Here is a 16,017-nt window from a genome sequence, read left to right on the forward strand (position 1 = left end):
ATAGCTAGTTTAACTATAAACTATTTTGACTTTTTTGCAAACGTTTCTTGAGTCGCAACTTTCCACTTTCTATTTGCTGAATTCGCTCAACATCTTCCTCGTAAGATGATTTGTTTCCTTCTGAGATTAAACATTGTGCTAAAGAACTTATTGTCGGATATTGAAATAGATCGACAAGAGATAAATGAGTTGTAAACTTTTCACGCAATTGACTATAAACCTGAAGAATGCTTAATGAATGACCGCCAATATCAAAGAAGTTATCTTCGATACCTACCCTCTCGACATTAAGTACTTTCTGCCAAATACTGGCAATCATCCGTTCTGCTTCAGTTACTGGTGGCAAATAAGCAACTTCCAATTCAGGGCGAAGATTATCTGGCTTAGGTAGAGCCCTGCGATCCAATTTGCCACTGGGGGTTAGCGGCAGCGCCTCCAGCAGAACAAAAACTGATGGCACCATGTAATCCGGCAGCTTATCTTTCAGGAAGTTCCGTAACTGTGGCAACAGTTCACTAGTGATTGCTGAGTCTTCAATTGACCGTGAGCTGTCCCCATCTCCATGCAGCAATCGACCATGAAAATTCGGAACAACATAGGCAACCAAACGCTTGTCGCCAAGATTGTCCTCTCTAACCACCACAACCCCCTCCTGCACAGCCGGATGCTGACTTAGTACTGCCTCAATTTCGCCCAGTTCAACCCGGAAGCCACGAATCTTGACTTGGGAACCGATGCGTCCTAGAAACTCAATAGTCCCATCAGGTAACCATCTGCCTAAATCTCCAGTTTTGTAGAGTAAATCGTGGTTAGTCTTTTTGGGATTAGAAAAGGGGTTGGGAACAAAGCTTAAATTTGTTTTCTCTGGGTCTTTCCAATATCCATTACCAACGCCAACGCCTGATACACAAATTTCTCCAGGAACCCCAATTGGGACTAACTGCATCTGAGGGTTAAGGATGTAGAGGGTTAAGTTTGCCAAAGGTTTACCAATCGGAACTGTGCGTTGGTTTGCGGGTAAGGGCTTTTCAACGATTAACTGAGTGATATCATCTGCTGCTTCGGTGGGACCGTAAGCATTAACGACGTGGATGGAAGGGTACAAATGCAGCCACTGATTAATTAACTCAACAGACACCGATTCTCCAGTTACCATCATCCATTTCAGGTCAGGTAGCCCTCGTTGTTGAGTCGGTAAGCGGGAGATATAGTTGAGTAAACTGCTGAGAACAACGGGAACAAGTTCTGCGATCGCAATTTTTTCTGATTTGAGCACCTTGAACAATTTTTCGGGATTAAACACTGTTTCCCGGTCAGCGATGACTGTTGTTCCACCAATCAGAAGGGGGGCTAGAAATTGCCAGACTGAAATATCCGATGAAGCGGGTGCTGTTTGCAAGAAATTAAACGTTTCCGTAAAGCCTAACGCCTCAAATTGGGCATAGATATGATTAATTGCTCCATCCTGTCTAATAATGGCTCCCTTCGGTAATCCGGTTGAACCCGATGTATAGAGCATATAAGCTGGGTCAATTCCTCGATTGACTGCTTCTAGATTTTCTGTCGTAAACTGATCAAAATCCCGGGGGTCGTATAGACTTATTCCTGCTAATTTATCCCTCAATCTAGGATCAGGTTTAGCATCTAAGCAGATCAGAGATTTCAAGTGCGAACACTGTTCACTTAGATCAGCCCAGTGATGTAAAAATGAGGAGTCTGTGAGCAGGAATCTCACCTCACTATGGCATAGCATATACTTGATTCTATCGGTGGGATAAGTACTATCAATGGGGACATAGGCTCCACCCGCCTTGTAGATCGCCAGGATAGCGATCGCAAAATTGATATCCCGGTCTTTTAAAATGCCGACAAACTCTCCGGCTTGGATGCCTAAGTTTCGTAATAACTTAGCCAGTTGATTGGCTTTCTTATTGAGGTCTTGATAGGTTAAGTGGCGAGTATTGTCAACTACTGCTCTACTCTTGGATGCTCGCTTAACTTGTTGTTCAAATAATTGATTAATCGTCTGATCTAAAGGATAGGTTCTAGAATTATTATTAAATTCTTCTAATAACTGGTGTCTGTCAGACTCTTTCAAGAAAAGAATATCTTGTAACTTAATGTGGATATCCTCAAAAATGCATTCAAAGATATTCTTATAATTTTGACTCATTAATTTGATCGTTTTTTCTCTAAAAAGAGAACCGTTGTAGTCTATTGTCAGACGAATATTTTCACCCTTGACTAAACCAGAAACGGTGATATCATTGTTCAGCGTTTCCAGATCACTCGTGCTATGAATCCTGTCCCATAAAACCACGATATCAAAAAGTGGACAGCGATTTTGACTCTGGGGCAGATTTAATAAGCGAACTAATTCACTCAAGGGATAGTGGGGATGACTATAAGCCGCAACAACGGTATCTTTGACGTGAAGAAGAAACTCTCTAAATGTCAGTTGAGTGGTTACCAGAGTCCGCAATGGAACCACTGTCTTGGTTAAACCACTATGACTAGCTTGTTTATAGAGAGGTGAGCCGACAATAATGTCATTATTACCCGTGTACTTATGTAGAACTAACTTTAAAGCAGACACCAGCACTATGTAAATGGACAGGTTAGATCCTTGAGTGAAGTTGAAGATGGCTGCTGATAATTCCTTGGATAAATCAAAACTGAGACTTTTAGTATTGCCCTCATCCCGTAATGGTCTGACATAATCCAGTATGAGATTTGTTTCCGGCAGTTCTCCGGATAATTGGTTTAACCAGTAGATTTTTTCGTGAAATAATTCTTCAGGAGTTAACATGGATTGATTTTGGGGTTTCAGGACTATCATCGGTCATTTTTAATTGGTCATTTCAATGTGCCATTTTTAACTATACCACTGTTACTGGTCGCTCATTCCCTTTTGAAATCAGGCACTCATCAAATACTTCTTTTAAAATTGAACACCCCTTTTGCAAAGTAGACATTTCAATAGTCAAGGGGGGCAAGATTTTAATTACGGTATCATTTCTTCCCACTCGTTCAGCAATTAGTCCTCGTTCAAAACATCGGGAAGTTATCTGCTTGGTCAAACTGGCATCTTCAAACTGGGCAAGATCGATTCCCCAAATCATACCAATACCACGTATTTCTATTTTGTTATGAATTGATGCGATTTGCTCATTTAAAAACTTTTTTAGAAAAGTCTCTTTAATGTTAACCTCTTGTTCAAGATTGGTAATTTCTCGATATTCTAAAGCGGCTGTTCCACCAACGAAGGCGAGTTGATTTCCTCTAAAAGTCCCCGTATGCTCACCAGGTTTCCAAATATCTAACTCTGGCTTAATTAATAAAAGGGACATGGGAAATCCGTAACCACTGATAGATTTTGAGAGGACAACAATATCAGGAACGATATTCGCTCGTTCAAAGGAAAAGAATGAACCAATTCTACCACAACCTACTTGAATATCATCGCAAATCAATAAAATATCATGCTTGTCACACAACGCTCTGAGTTTTTGCATCCACTCAATCGGTGCGACAACAACTCCCCCTTCCGCTTGTACAGTTTCAAAGATGATTGCGGCGGGTTTCTTAATTCCAGAACTGACATCATTGAGGACTGATTCAATATATCCTATCGTATCAAAATTGTTCATAAATCCATAGGGATAGGGCATAAAGGTGACATTATTTGATGTGCCAATTGTCCCTGAACGGATTGCTGTATTTCCCGTAACCGCTAAACTGCCCAAGGTCATGCCATGATAGGCTCCCATAAAGGAGAATATGCCTGTTCTTTTTTTGACTTTTCTGGCTAATTTTAAAGCTGCCTCCACAGCATTAGTGCCAGTGGAACCACAAAACTGGATTTGATAATCTAGGTTTTTGGGCATGAGGACTTTCTCGGAAAATTTAATTAAAAAGTTTTCTTTGGCGGATGTGTATAAATCTAAGCCATGGGCAATAGAGTCGGCTTCTAAATAGGACATCACTTGTTGTTTAATATAATCATTGTTGTGTCCATAGTTCAACGCCCCCGCACCCGATAGGAAATCAATATACTCTACTCCGGATTCTGAGTAGACCATAGACCCTTTTGCTCTATGGAATACGGTAGGAAAACTCCGACAATAACTTCTAACATTTGACTCACGCTGGGTAAAAATATTCATGGTATTACTCACGGTTTTCGTATGGTGTAATGGATGCAATAGAGAAGTCGGCTTTATACACTGACCTGTACTTGGTTTTGGTCTATGGGGGATGTTTCCTTAAAATCAAAATCGAAGGTGATTTCCTTTTCCCACTCTAAGGCGAGGCGCTGCTCCGTTTGGGTTAATATCGATAAGTCTTTAATCGGGATTTCAGGATGAGTTGCCATACAATGAAGTATTATCTCGAAGTGGGTAAGAATTCCGTTAATCGTAGCAACATCAATACAACTGAAATCATAATTAATTCCCAACACTAACGAAGACCCAGGCATAATGACCACAGTTATGGAATAGTTTATTTTGTAAAAGTTGGTAAATTTGGATACTTCTATACTTCTGTTTCCCTCCCGTAAACTTGGAGGTACAGGTAGGTTTTCAAAGACCACGATGCTCTCAAACAAAGGCATACCTCGTGGCACATCACTCCATCCTTGAACGTCTACCAGAGGGCTATATTCATACTGACGCATTTCTACCAGTTGAGCCTGAAGCTGTTTGAGCCAAGATAACAGAGACTGTTCAGGATTTATCTTGACTCGTACAGGCAAGGTGTTCACCAACATCCCTACAATTGATTCTGCCCCGACCAAATCGGCTGGACGACCAGAAACAGTACACCCATAGACCACATCCTTTTCGCCACTATAACGACTGAGCAGTATAGCCCAGGCTCCTTGAATTAAAGTATTTAGTGTTAGTTGATGCTGCTTTGCTAGGGACTGTAGTGCGGCTGTCTTGGCTTCGGATAGGATGATTTGTTGATCATTATATTGTTCATCTTGGTTAGCCAAGCTGCCAACATCGTCAGCATATAAGTGGGTTAGCGGCGTGGGCGCTTTTACTCCCTGGAGTACCCGCCGCCAAAATACCTCAGCCTTGGATAAGTCCTGTTGCTGTAACCAATCGATGTAGTTTTGGAAAGGAATGCTAGGTGCTAACGATAACGTTTGACCTTGACAAAACGCTTCGTAAAACTGAACCACTTCATCCAGTACCATGGGGGCTGACCACCCATCCACGATTAAAAAGTGTCGGCTCCAGATAAATTGGTAATACTGGTCAGCGCAGCGAAACAAGGTTAGACGCATTTGGCATTCTTGGGATAGATCAAAACCTTGTTGGCGATCGCATTTCAAAAAAGCCGTTAAGCGTTTGTCTTGTTCAACGGGATCTAGTCCTCGCCAATCCTGCTGTTCTAGGGGCAGGTTAACTTGTTTATACACCACTTGTAAGGGGTTATCAACGTCTTCCCAATAAAAACCACTTCGCAAGATGGTGTGCCGAGAAACGACTTGCTGCCACGCCTGCTCAAAGGCGACAGAATTAAGATTGCCCTGGAGCGCAAATCTTGTTTGGAAAAAATATTGCCCAAACTCGGGAGCGTACAAACTATGAAAGAGAATTCCTTTCTGTATCGGGGTAAGTTCGTAGATATCTTCGATGTTTTCGGTTTTCATCGTTTCTCTCCTGAAAATAGTGCTGAGTAGTGGCTTAAGGGTATCGAATGTGGGTTAACTTGTTTTATTTGTCCTTTGGTTGAGTTTGGCGAGGAACTGATCTAGATCTTTTTGGTTTAAATTCGCTTTGGGAAAGTCAGAGGGTGTATAATCTCTAGCGTTGGCAGATTGACAATGGGTGATGAGCGATCGCAATGTCTCGACAAATCGTGTCGTGAGTTGTTGGATGGTTTCCGGGTGATGGATTTTGGCGTTGTAAGTCCACTCCAGTTGGAGTTGCTCCTCCAGCACAAATCCGTTGATTTCTAATAGATAGCGTCGATTAGTGCTGGGGTTGATGCCAGGAATCGGCTTGATTGGTTCAAACCATGAGGATTCAGATAACACCGTCTCAAACGAGTCTAAATAGCTGAATCTCACCTCCGCTTGGGGTAGGGACGCAACTATCGACCTGTCCTCGTTCAGATAGCGCAGCACACCATAGTCAATACCCTGATTCGGAATACTCCGAAGTTGTTCTTTAATGGCTTTGAGTGCCTCCCCTGGCTCTAGAATCCCTTCTAAGGTCAGCAGTGCTGGGAAGCGGGTTGTAAATCTGCCCACTGTGCGGGATAGATCAATATCGTTAGCGATCGCGTCTCGTCCTTGTCCTTCCAAATCCACCAGCAGGGAGTGTCCCTGTGTCCACTGGTTAAAGGTTTGTACTAATGCGGTGAGCAGTACATCGTTGATTTGGGTACGATACGCGGCTGGCACGTCCTGTAACAAGGCATGAGTTTCTTGAACACTCAGAGAAACTACAATAGTCTGAACCCAGTCCGTTGTATTCGCCCCGTTTGGATCATCCACAGGCAGGGGAGAGATAGATTGATGGGATGCTTGTAGCCAGTAGTCGCGCTCTTGCTGGAGTTGAGCGGATCGCGCATAGTGTAAATACTCAGACCATTGCTTGAAAGAGGTTGTTTTTGGAGACAGTTGAACGAGCTGCCCTTGGCTGAGTTGCTGGTAGACTTGCTGAAGATCTGCCAGCAAAATTCCCCAAGAAACGCTATCCACCACTAAATGATGCATCACGAGTAGCAGGCGGTGCGGCTGGTTCTCACCTAGATTAAATAGAGCCACCTGCAATAGGGAACCCTCCGTCAGGTTTAGGCTAGCTTGCAGTTGGGAAATGGTGGTGTCAATGGCAGTGTCTTGGTCTGCTGCCGATTGACCCGACAAATCAATGTAGGAGAAAGGCACGGTTTCGTCGGCATCCCATCCAGAATTAACCAGTTGCCACCCGGATTCTGTGGGGATAAACCGCAGGCGCAGGGCGTCATGGTGTTCTAGCAAATCCTGCACTGTTTGCTCTAGGAGAGCCGGAACCATGGCGTCATGGACTTCTAAGAGTAACCCTTGACTCCAATGATGCGGATTATCAGGCTTCTGCTCAAAGAACTCGTATTGATTCGGTGTCAAAGGCAGTGAACCCGTTACCATACCTTGTTCCGCGTCGAAGGTTGGCGTTGTACCGACAACGGCGGCTAACCCCGCTACAGTTGGGTACTCAAATAGCTGCTTGGGTGTCGCCTGTAAACCCGCCTGGTTAACTCTGGCGATGATTTGAATGCTCATAATCGAATCGCCGCCTAACTCAAAAAAGTTGTCATGAATACCGACTCGCTCAATTTCCAGTACCTGCGCCCAAATCCTGGCGATCGTGTCTTCGATGGGGGTGCGGGGAGGAACGAATTTCGCTTCTAACTCCGGTCTAACGTTGTCTGGGGCGGGTAACGCTTGGCGATTGACCTTGCCATTGAGGGTGAGCGGTAATGCTTTGAGCTGTACAAACGTGGAGGGTATCATATACTCCGGCAGCTTTTCGTTGAGGAAGTTCCGGAGGTCACTGACCGAAATATCTGACTGAGAATGGGGGACAATGTAAGCAATGAGACGCTGGTTTCCGGATTCGTCATGCCGCCCTAGGGTGATCGCTTGCTCAATTTCCGGATGAAGTGCGAGTGTTGATTCAATCTCTCCCGGTTCAATGCGGAAGCCGCGAATCTTCAGTTGATGGTCAATTCGCCCCAGAAACTCAATTGTGCCATCAGGCAGATAACGCGCCACGTCTCCCGTTTTGTATAACCGTGATCCCGACTCATGGCTAAAGGGGTTGGGAATAAATCTCTCGTTTGTTAAGTCGGGTTGGTTCAGATACCCCCGCGCCAGATTATCTCCACCGATATAAAGTTCGCCGCCTACACCTATCGGGACAGGTTGTAAATGCTCGTCCAGAATGTAAACCTGAGTATTAGCAAGAGGACGCCCAATGGGGACAGTCTGCGATCGCTCCCAAATTGCTCTATCTTCGATGGAATAAGTTAGGACTCCAATTGTCGTTTCTGTTGGTCCATAGTGATTGACAATTTGGCAAGTTGGTGCATACTGCTGGAGTTTCTCCACTAATATCCAACTCAGCGCCTCGCCCCCCAGAATCAGGTGCTTTTTGGGTAAAATCTTCTCCGGGTGAGATGCACTTAAAAGCGCTTTTAGGTGAGACGGGACAATTTTGAGACAATCAATGGGATGATGGTTGCAGTAATCGGCTAAGGCTTCTGGATTCGTTGACCGCTCCTGGGAGATAATAGACAGAGATCCCCCGGTACACAATGCTGAGAAGATGGCAGTGTTACCTAAATCGGCGGCGAAGGTAGAAACCGTTGCGAAACTAGCACCTCTGGGTAAGTCGAGTTGGTTGATAATTCCGTTCAGATAATTAAGTAGTTGCCGATGCTCAACGGCGACACCCTTGGGTTTGCCTGTAGAACCTGATGTATAAATAACGTAGACTAGATTTTCACGGGTGACTTCACTACTGGGATTGGTATCACTCTGTTGAGCCATAGTATCCCAGTCTGTATCTAAACAGATTACCTGTGCGGCAAGAGTTGGACAAGTTTCGACTAACGACTGTTGGGTTAAGAGGATGGGAACTTGAGCATCCTGCAACCGGAAGGTTAGAGCCTCAATGGGTAAGGCTGGATCGATGGGTAAGTAGGCGCCTCCGGCTTTGAGGATACCCAGGAGTCCGACAATCATGTCTAGGGAACGCTCTACCCACAATCCCACTAGCACTTCTGGCTTGACTCCCCGTTGCTGCAAGGTGTGAGCCAGTTGATTGGCTTTTTGGTTAAGCTGGGCATAGGTTAACTGTTGGTCTTCAAACACAACAGCAATAGTATTCGGTGTCTTTTTTACCTGTTCTTCAAAGCGTTGGTGAATACATTGATCTAGAGGGTAATCAATCTGGGTGTGGTTAAACTCGACCAGAAGTTGTTGGCGATCACTAGGCGTGAGCATCTCTAAGTGACTAATGAGCGCCTCTGGATTTTCAATCGCACTGGTTAATAGAGTCTGAAACTGTCTAGACAGGCGTTGAATGGCATCTACAGAGAATAAATTAGTATCGTAATGAACGTCTACACTCAGAGAGTTGTTGCTACTAATACAGGTCAGTTTAACCTTGAACGGTTCAATACAGGTGTACTGCTTGTAAAGAGAGAATGAAACACCAGCACTCAACCATTGGTCCGACCATTCAACCCATTCAAAACCAATTTGAGACGTTATTCTATCCTCATTCCAGCAAAAATAATCTTGCCATTCTTCAGCATCAACCGTCGCTTTTTTAACGAGTTCTAAGGCTTCTGTGAAGTGCAAATCTGGTACAACGTGAATTTTAATCGGCAGCCAAGTAGCAAGTAGCCCTAGTACGTTATGCAGGGGTTCATATTCTCCGTCTCTGCGATCGTAGATTGTGCCGACGACAATATCTGACTGTCCTGTAACTCGCCAAAGCAGGATTTGCCAACAGGTGAGTAGCACGACAGACGCTGAAGTCTCATACTGCTGCACCAGCGCCTCAATTTTTTCGAGTACATCAGAGCCAAGCGTCACGCTCAGACAGCTAGGATTAAATTTTGACTGTGGTAAAGATTCGCTCTCAAAAGGCAGCTTTAATCTGTTTGCATTTGAGAAATCTTGCTGCTCCCAATACTCTTTCCCTGCTTCAGCATCGTCGTCTTCGAGTAACTGATTATGCCACTCTGAAAATTGAACATATTGCACCACTGGATCGGACACTTCCTCACCTTGTAGGTAAGCCGAGTAAGCCTTACTAATTTCAGCGACCAAATTCTTGAGAGTCCAAGCATCGCCACAAAGGGAAGGTAAGCTAACTATCAAAACGTGCTTAGTGGCTGAGAGCTTGAGTAGAAATGAACGCAAAATCGCTCCTTGCTCTAAGTCAAAGCCTTGGAGTCTCTGTTCCAGAAAAAGGGACTCAATTTTAGCATCTTGTTCCTCCGCTTCCAAATCACTCAAATTGATGTTGTGCCACGACCAGCTACTGCTATCAGTTATAACCATGACTGGCATTTTTATCCCAGGTAGGCGGCTAAAATTTGTACGTAGAATTCTCTGCCGATTGACAACGTTCTGTAAAGCACAGTTCAATATCTCTGGTTTGAGATGACCTTCTAGCAGAAGGGCGCCTTGGACACAGTAAGCTGAACTATTTTGCTGTAATGACCAAACACGCTTCTGTTGAGGAGAAAGTCGAAAGCCTTTAGTAATTTGATTTTGCATTTATACACATCTACTCATTTAGCTGTTTACGATCTATAAAGCAGGCTCTTGATCCTCTTTACCTAATACTCATGTAAATTAAGCCCCTTGAACCATTTCACCCATTGTCACCACAATCTTACGATCGCCTACGTAAGGATTGCGTCCGTGAGCAGCCAGCATATTATCTAGCATTAACACATCTCCTCTCTGCCAAGGAAAGCTCACTTGAGCGTTTTGGTAAACTGCCATAATTTCTTCAATGACAGAATCTTCAATTGGCGAGTGATCACCATAGTAAACATGCCGTGGAAGATTATCTTCACTGAAAGTAGAGAGTAAGGATTCCCTAACTTCTGGTTTTAGGCAAGAGGCATGGTGTAACTGGATTTGATTAAAAAATACCGACTCACCCGTCTGAGGATGCTGGATAATTGCCGGACGCACCTGACGAGTTCTTAAGCCTCCATCTGGTTTCCACTCAACATGAATTGATGCTTTGCGACAATAGTCCTCCACTTTCTTCTTATCAGTGGTATGAAAAAAGTCTTGCCAGCTTACATCCAAACCATTGGTATAGTTTCGGACATACATTAACTGCTTTTTATCAAATATTTCTAGCAGTTTTGGATCGAGTAATTGAAAGATTTTCCGACAGTCAACTATCGGCGTTTCTCCCCCTGATTGAGACGGTTGCACACAGAAAAACCAGATTTTTTGGGGCCAGCAGTGCAGATGAGAACTTTCGTTGTGAAATAAGATAGCCTGGTCGGAAGGATAGGGGGTCGAGCCATAAACTTTTCCAGAAACTCCTTCACGCGGTAAATCACCGTATTCTCCAAATAAACTTGGACAAATAGCTTCAGCTAACCTTTCAAACTCAAAGATTGAGTTAATATCAAATTCTCGGAAAAGAATAGCGCCATGCTTTAAGAGTTTGCTCTCTATTAATTCCCGATTACTCTTAACCCATTGTATTACACAAACCTCTTCAATATTCGGTTTAATTACAAAAGGCAATGTTTCCTTGGTCGGTAAATAACCCGTCTTTATCAGTTTCTCTTGTGATAAGTCTACAGCTTGAGGTTGAACTGCCAAAAACTGCTTGAGTTTTGTGATTTTATTCTGTTTTTTCACAGCTTGTTGTTCTTTTTCAGTTTCCGTACTCATGTCTAGAGTATTTATTCTGGCATCAGGTTGCGCCACAATGGTCTTGAGTAGCGTCTCTAACTGACCTGACATACGGTTGATCGTGGCGGCTTCAAACAAGTCAGCATTGTACTGCCACTTTCCTTCAATCCCTTGATCCGTTTCTGTCAGAAATAAAACCAAATCAAACCTTGCTATTTCGTTATCGACCTCCAGAAGGCTTAGCGTTAGTCCTGGTAACTCCAAAGGCGGCATCGGGGCATTTTGAAGTACAAACAACACCTGAAATAGAGGGGTGTGGCTCGATTTTCGCTTAGGCTGTAGAGCGTCTACTAATTTGTCGAAGGGTAAATCTTGATGAGCATAAGCTCCTAAGGCTACCTCCCGTACTCGTTTAAGCAACTCTCGGAAACTGGGGTTTCCACTCAAGTCGGTACGCAAGACTAGCAAGTTGACAAAAAAACCAATCAATGGCTCTATCTCAGCCCGATTACGATTGGCAACATCAGTACCGACAACAATGTCATCTTGATGGGTGTAGCGTTGTAGCAGTACCTGAAAACCTGCCAGCAGAGTCATGAATAAGGTAACTCCCTCTTGGTGCGAGAGTGCTTGGAGCGCTTTGGATAGGTTGGCGGGAATTAGGAACGATTGAGTAGCACCTCGGTTGGTTTTTACTTCTTCTCTAGGACGAACTGTAGGCAATTGCAGCACAGGTAGATTACCACCCAATTGCTGCTTCCAGTAAGCGAGTTGGGCTTCCAGTACCTCTCCTTGCAACCACTGTCGTTGCCAAACGGCAAAGTCTGCGTACTGGATAGGCAGTTCTGGTAGTGGAGAGGGCTGACCGTCACAAAAGGCTTCGTAAAGTGCGGCGAACTCTCGTACCAACACGCCTATTGACCAACCATCTGAAACAATGTGATGAATTGTGAACAATAGGACATGCTCTTTCTCGTCAAGGCGTAGGAGAGTGTATCGCAGAAGTGGTCCTTGAACCAGGTTGAAAGGGCGTTGGGCTTCTTGACGAGCTAGGCGCTGAACCTCAGCTTCTCGTGCAGCTTCTGGCCAATCGCAAATATCTATTATGGGCAGGCTCAGATTGAGGGCTGGGGTTATCACTTGAACGGGTTGCCCATCAGTTTGGGAAAAGGTCGTTCGTAGACCTTCGTGACGACGCACGATTTCATTGAAACTCTGTTCTAGTACAGTGACATTGAGTTCCCCAACTAGGCGCACGGCAGCAGGAGTATTGTAAATACCACTGTTTGGCTGTAGTTGCTCTAGTAACCACAGTCGCTGTTGAGCAAAGGACAGGGGTTGCTTGGCTTGTCGGGAGACACGCTCAATGGTATAAGCTTTGTGTTCTAGTTCTGCCTTCATTAGCTCTTGGATGCCCTTAGCCAGTCCAGCTATGGTCGGTGACTCAAACAAGCAGCGTAGCGGCAGTTCTACCTTGAAGGTTTTTCGTAGGAGAGAAATCACCTGAGTAGCCAAGAGTGAATGTCCACCTAACTCAAAGAAATTGTCGTAGACCCCTACCTGCTTGAGACCAAGAACTTGAGTCCAAATCCTAGCTAGCTCTTGTTCAAGGGAATCGCGAGGTGCGACAAAAGAGCTTTTCAGATAGGAGCTAGCGATATCAGGTGCGGGCAGAACACTACGATCTATCTTGCCGTTGGGTGTCAGCGGTAGCACCTCTAACTGCATAAAGACCGACGGCATCATATAATTCGGTAGCTTTTCCTCTAATAAGTTACGCAGTTCGTGAATGATGCCATCTAACGATGCCTGAGCCAGCAAATACGCTACCAAGCGCTGGTTGCCAGGTTCATCTTCCCTAGCTATAACCACAGCTTGTTGCACGGCTTGGTGTTGGCTCAGTACAGCTTCAATCTCTCCTAGCTCAATGCGGCAGCCGCGAATTTTTACCTGATGGTCGATGCGACCAAGGTACTCAATTGTTCCATCTGGGAGATAACGAGCTAAGTCACCCGTCTTGTAAACTCTCGTCGGTTGGTCATCAAGATACGCAAAGGAGTTGGGAATAAATTTATCAGCGGTCAGATTTGGGCGTTTGAGGTAGCCTCGTGCTAGTCCAGCACCGCTGATGTGTAACTCACCAGGAATACCAATAGGTACAGATTGTCCTTGGGAGTCGAGCAAATAAATCTGGGTGTTGGCAATTGGTCGTCCGATGCTCGCTAAGGCACCCGATCGTTCTGTCGCTTCTACCTTATGAACCGTTGACCAAATAGTCGTCTCCGTCGGACCATAAAGATTCCAAACGGAAGCACCTTTTTTTAGTAACTGCTTCGCCAGATCACTGGGTAAAGCTTCTCCACCACTAAGGATTTTCAACTGAGAACTACCTTGCCACTCAGCAGCCAGAAGCATTCGCCAAGTAGCTGGAGTAGCTTGCATAACAGTAGCACCAGCAGCAGTCAGCCTTGCACTAAGCTTTTTACCATCCGTGGCTACTTCGCGGCTGACCAATACAAGCCGTGCACCAACCATTAGGGTCAGGTACAGTTCTAGGGCAGCTATATCAAATGATATGGAAGTAACCGCTAAGAGGGTGTCAGACTCTGTTAATCCTGGCTTACACTCCATCGACTTCAAGAAGTTGACGACGGCATTGTGAGAAATTTGCACCCCTTTGGGTTTCCCTGTAGAACCTGATGTGTAAATGACGTAAGCCAAGTTTTCCGGTGTGACGTTGCTCACAGGATTTTCTTGGCTAATTATTTCCCAAGCTTCCCCTTTTGCATCTAAACAGATGATATGCCCCTGATGTTCAGGCAGTCGTTGAAGTAACTGCTTTTGGGTCAGCAGTAACGGTGTTTGGGAATCCGATAACATGAAGGCTAGCCGCTCCGATGGATAGGTTGGGTCGAGCGGCACGTAAGCTCCCCCGGCTTTGAGGATACCCAGCAGTCCGACGACCATTTCCAAGGAGCGCTCTACACAGATACCCACCAGTACCTCTGACCTTACGCCCAGCTTTTGTAGATAGTGCGCTAGCTGATTAGCTTGGGTGTTGAGTTCTCGGTAGGTTAACTGTTGGTCTTCAAATACTACGGCAATGGCATCAGGCATCCGCTCCACCTGAGTTTCAAATAGCTGATGGATGCACAAATCTTGGGGATAATCCGCCTGTGTAGCATTCCACTCCACCAGGAGTTGCTGCCGTTCTGCCTCTGTCAAGATAGGCAAGTCTGCCAGACACTGCTCAGGGTTGGCAACAATACCTTCTAGCAAAGTTTGAAAATGCCCCAGCATCCGAGATATTGTGTCGCTGTCGAAGCGATCGCGATCATAGAAAATCTCTAGGGATAACTCTGAATTCACTTCCACCGACACCGTTAGGGGATAATGGGTTTGCCCAAAAGTACGAATTTCAGAAATTTCTAGATTACCGCTTAGCTGTTGCGAGGCAAAATCACTGGGGTACGTCTGAATGTTCAATATGTTCTCAAACAGAGGCAACCCAGGGGCTATATCACTCCATTTAATCACTTCTATTAGTGGGCTATATTCGTACTGACGCACCTCATTTTGCTGTTTTTGAAGCTGCTTTAGCCAAGGTAAGAGCAATTCATCTGAATTGATGTACGCTCGCACTGGCAGGGTATTAATAAACACCCCCACCATTGAATTAGCTCCTGCTAGAGTGGGCGGACGCCCGGACATGACAGCTCCAAAGACCACATCGCTCTCGCCACTGTAACGGCTCAGAAGCAACGCCCAAACTCCTTGCATCAACGTGTTCAGCGTTAGCTGTTGCTGCTGAGCAAAAGAGCGCAATGCTGCTGTTGTTGCTATCGATAGTTGAATGTTTTGATTGTCATAATGGTTGCCTTGGCGAACCGAGCTGCTCGGCTTGCGATCGACCCTCAGAGAAGTTGCTGTAGTAAAGCCCTTGAGCCGTTGCCGCCAGAACTTTTCAGCCTGAGATAAATCCTGCTGCTGTACCCAGGCTACATAGTCCCGGTAAGGACGGGGTTGCTCTAGGTGCAAAGTTTGACCTTGGCTAAAGGCTTTATAAAAAGCAAAGAGTTCCTGGAAAATTAGAGGTGTAGACCATCCATCCATTAACAGGTGGTGGCGGTTCCAGATGAATTGATATTCATCTTCAGCTAACTGGATTAAAGCTAACCTAATCAGTGGTGCCTGAGAAAGTTTAAAGTCCCCCTCTCGATCTTCCTTAAGCAAATCCTCTAAGCGCTTTTGTTGTTCGAGTGTTGCTAACCTTCGCCAATCTTGCTGTTCCCAGGGTAGCTTTGTTTGTTTCTGCACTACTTGAATAGGTTCTTTGACATTTTCCCAAATGAAGAAGGTTCGTAAAACCTGATGCCGATCTATCAACTGCTGCCAAGCCTGCTTGAATGCTGAGATATTCAAGTCTCCATGGATGGTGAAGTGGAACTGTTCACAATACATTCCCGATTTTGGGGCATAGAGGGTGTGAAACAGTATCCCCTGCTGCATGGGTGAAAGTGGGTAGATATCTTCGACGTTTTTCATTGTTTTTCTAAGCCTAGGAACAAGAGTTTTCAAATTGACTTAACGGCTTGGGTAGACTTTGCACGGAT

General features: G+C 45.0%; 5 protein-coding genes. All 5 read right to left on the bottom strand.

Annotated features, from left to right (window positions below):
* Positions 1-13: 13 nt before the first annotated feature.
* Positions 14-2,839, bottom strand: a complete 2,826-nt coding sequence (locus tag RID53_RS15155; protein WP_446388896.1) for a non-ribosomal peptide synthetase — start codon at positions 2,837-2,839, stop codon at positions 14-16.
* A 40-nt stretch (positions 2,840-2,879) separates the two neighbouring features.
* A complete protein-coding gene (gene ectB / locus RID53_RS15160; RefSeq protein ID WP_446388897.1) occupies positions 2,880-4,166 on the bottom strand; it encodes a diaminobutyrate--2-oxoglutarate transaminase in 1,287 nt (428 codons plus the stop codon).
* A gap of 53 nt (positions 4,167-4,219) precedes the next feature.
* Positions 4,220-5,665, bottom strand: a complete 1,446-nt coding sequence (locus RID53_RS15165) for a condensation domain-containing protein (RefSeq protein WP_446388898.1) — start codon at positions 5,663-5,665, stop codon at positions 4,220-4,222.
* Positions 5,666-5,719: 54 nt separating this feature from the next.
* A complete protein-coding gene (locus tag RID53_RS15170) occupies positions 5,720-10,294 on the bottom strand; it encodes an amino acid adenylation domain-containing protein (RefSeq protein WP_446388899.1) in 4,575 nt (1,524 codons plus the stop codon).
* Between the two features lie 78 nt (positions 10,295-10,372).
* Positions 10,373-15,949, bottom strand: a complete 5,577-nt coding sequence (locus RID53_RS15175; RefSeq protein ID WP_446388900.1) for an amino acid adenylation domain-containing protein — start codon at positions 15,947-15,949, stop codon at positions 10,373-10,375.
* Between the last annotated feature and the right edge of the window lie 68 nt (positions 15,950-16,017).

Origin of the sequence: Coleofasciculus sp. B1-GNL1-01 (assembly GCF_040220235.1) — a bacterium.
In the GTDB taxonomy this organism is placed as follows: domain Bacteria; phylum Cyanobacteriota; class Cyanobacteriia; order Cyanobacteriales; family Coleofasciculaceae; genus Coleofasciculus.

Bases quoted from the DNA above. Each gene is read 5' to 3' on its own strand.
- RID53_RS15175 (WP_446388900.1), bottom strand. From the start codon at position 15,949: ATGAAAAACGTCGAAGATATCTACCCACTTTCACCCATGCAGCAGGGG.
- RID53_RS15170 (WP_446388899.1), bottom strand. From the start codon at position 10,294: ATGCAAAATCAAATTACTAAAGGCTTTCGACTTTCTCCTCAACAGAAG.
- ectB (WP_446388897.1), bottom strand. From the start codon at position 4,166: ATGAATATTTTTACCCAGCGTGAGTCAAATGTTAGAAGTTATTGTCGG.
- RID53_RS15155 (WP_446388896.1), bottom strand. From the start codon at position 2,839: ATGATAGTCCTGAAACCCCAAAATCAATCCATGTTAACTCCTGAAGAA.
- RID53_RS15165 (WP_446388898.1), bottom strand. From the start codon at position 5,665: ATGAAAACCGAAAACATCGAAGATATCTACGAACTTACCCCGATACAG.